This is a genomic window from Alishewanella sp. HH-ZS (assembly GCF_001704375.1).
Classification (GTDB): Bacteria; Pseudomonadota; Gammaproteobacteria; order Enterobacterales; family Alteromonadaceae; genus Alishewanella; species Alishewanella aestuarii.
Window position 1 is genome coordinate 1 of sequence record NZ_LZEJ01000086.1, and the last position, 1,584, is coordinate 1,584.

A 1,584-nucleotide genomic window follows, 5' to 3' on the forward strand; every position below is an offset into this window, starting at 1 on the left:
TCAAGTCTGAGCTAGTACATTTAAGCTTTTCCAGCAACTCAATAAATAAGTCACTGGTCTTGCGCTCGCCACCTACATAAACGATTTGCCCTGTCTGGCCGTGTAATGCTCCCGCCAGATAATGTTTCTTGTTCTGTCCTGGTGTTGCTACCTTACGCTGTTCGTCACGGAGCCCCCAATCTGCACCGATTTTAGGATTCAGATGGATATCCACTTCATCCTGGTAAAACACCGGGTGGTCAACACTGTTATCTGCCAGCGCCTCCCGGATAGCCGCCAGTTTCTCCTTTTTATCCGGGTCTTGGATATAAAGCGTTGGCGCAGCTCGCCGCCAGACAATTCCTGCTTTGGGCAACCAGCGTCTGATTGTTGAGCTGTGGATCTGAATGTTGCATAACTTGTTCAGTAACAGCGCAAACAACTCAGTACTCCAGCGTGAACGCTGATATCCAAGCGTCCTTGGCGTGTACTTCAGCAAAATTTTCAGCACGCCACAGATAAAATCCCGATTCTGCCTAACGGGGCGACCAACGCCTTTAGTTTTTAGACCATCAACACCGGCAACGTCATACCATTTCAACCAGCGGTTAAGCGATGACCGACCCGCTTGCAGTAGGTTCGCAACCTCTGACTTGGTTTTACCTTTCAACACCAGCAAGACGGCATTCGCACGGCGGCAAAGGTCTCTATCTCGTGTTTTATGAATAATCTTCTTCAATCGGCGGGTTTCCGCGCCATATAAAAATGCTATCCTGTTCATACTCAATGCGTTTGTGGGTTTGGTTTGTTTGGCGACTGATCTGATCGCGCAAACTGCATTGAGTTCCCTTACCTGAGTGATCTACTATTACACACAGTTATTTAGGTAAAATTTACTCGCTAGGGCTCTTAAAATTTCGAAGGACATAACACTGCAAATTGTTGTATTGATTTGATGTAGAGTCAGCGTAGATCAGGCTGTAAGCCTGCTTGAAATATATAAAAAAGGAATAAAAATGTCTCGCTATTACTGTACAACTTGTCACGAGAAATCTTTTTTTTCAAAGTCATCCTTTAATCCTCTTATCTTTATAATACTGATATGCTTTTACATCTTCCCAGGTGTATTGTATTTGTTGCTTACCCTTGGCAGTAAGTGCTGTCGTAACTGTGGCAAAAGAACTCTGATTCCAGTGACAAGTGCGATTTTAAAGAACACCGATAACTTAACTGAACTCCAGAACGCAAAAGTTTCTGAATCGAAAGATAATACTAAATGTATGTATTGCGCTGAAATCATTAAGAAAGAAGCAGTAATTTGCAAACACTGCGGTAGCAATTTACGTATACCTAAAGAAATACCTGAAAAAGAGGTTATGGAACCTAGTAAAGACACCTCAACTCCAAAGCGCGACTATAAATCAGATGGTTTGTTTAATAAGTTAGAAATTGAACATGATTACAAGGAAGAGCCAAAAAGCAATACATTAATTGTCGAACCACAAGCAAAACCGGTTAATTTATTAATTGAGTCATTAAAGAAAAAATCCGGGAAGTAGAAAAAAATTTATCGTATACATTCCCTGAGGTATCCCCAGAAATTTT

General features: G+C 41.9%; 2 protein-coding genes. One reads left to right on the forward strand and one right to left on the reverse strand.

All coding sequences use genetic code 11. From position 1 onward, the window contains the following. Positions 1–760: IS630 family transposase (locus A9165_RS16350; RefSeq protein ID WP_065956671.1), on the reverse strand; the 760-nt coding region annotated here is incomplete at its 3' end. A gap of 352 nt (positions 761–1,112) precedes the next feature. Between A9165_RS16350 and A9165_RS16355 the strand changes: the two genes are divergently transcribed. Then, positions 1,113–1,538 (forward strand): hypothetical protein, encoded by a 426-nt coding sequence (locus A9165_RS16355; protein WP_141686180.1) that lies wholly within the window; start codon positions 1,113–1,115, stop codon positions 1,536–1,538. Positions 1,539–1,584 lie beyond the last annotated feature (46 nt).